The 422-nt window shown below is 66.8% G+C and carries 1 protein-coding gene; it reads left to right on the forward strand.

What is annotated here, in order from left to right; genetic code table 11:
* A partial coding sequence (locus tag LPA54_RS39975) for a peptide deformylase (protein ID WP_228985317.1) occupies positions 1-184 on the forward strand: 184 nt, incomplete at its 5' end.
* Between the last annotated feature and the right edge of the window lie 238 nt (positions 185-422).

Raw genomic sequence — 422 nt, forward strand, 5'->3', positions numbered from 1 at the left:
GGACGAGAAGGGCAACCCGATCCGGGTACGCGGAACGGGCTACTTCGCGCGCTGCCTCCAGCACGAGACGGACCACCTGTACGGCTACCTCTACATCGACCGGCTGTCGAAGCGGGAGCGCAAGGCGGCCCTCAAGCAGATGGCCGAGAACGAGCCGCGCTACCCCGTGGTCGCCAACGACTGACCGCCGTCACGGCTCACTTCACCCCTCGCTCACGGCGCCCGATCCGGCACATCCCGGACGGGCGCCGTTCGGCTGTGCGCATCCCAAGGTAGTGAAAGAAGCAAATCCGTTCCCAGAACGGTCGCTCGTGGTGCTGAATGGAGGTGCGGGGATAGGCACGGCGTGCGCCCGGCTCGGGGGACGGGGCGCTCAACTGGCGGCTGAGAGGGGATTGTTCGTGCATGCTTTGTCACACGGC

Origin of the sequence: Streptomyces sp. DH12 (assembly GCF_020873895.1) — a bacterium.
Classification (GTDB): domain Bacteria; phylum Actinomycetota; class Actinomycetes; order Streptomycetales; family Streptomycetaceae; genus Streptomyces.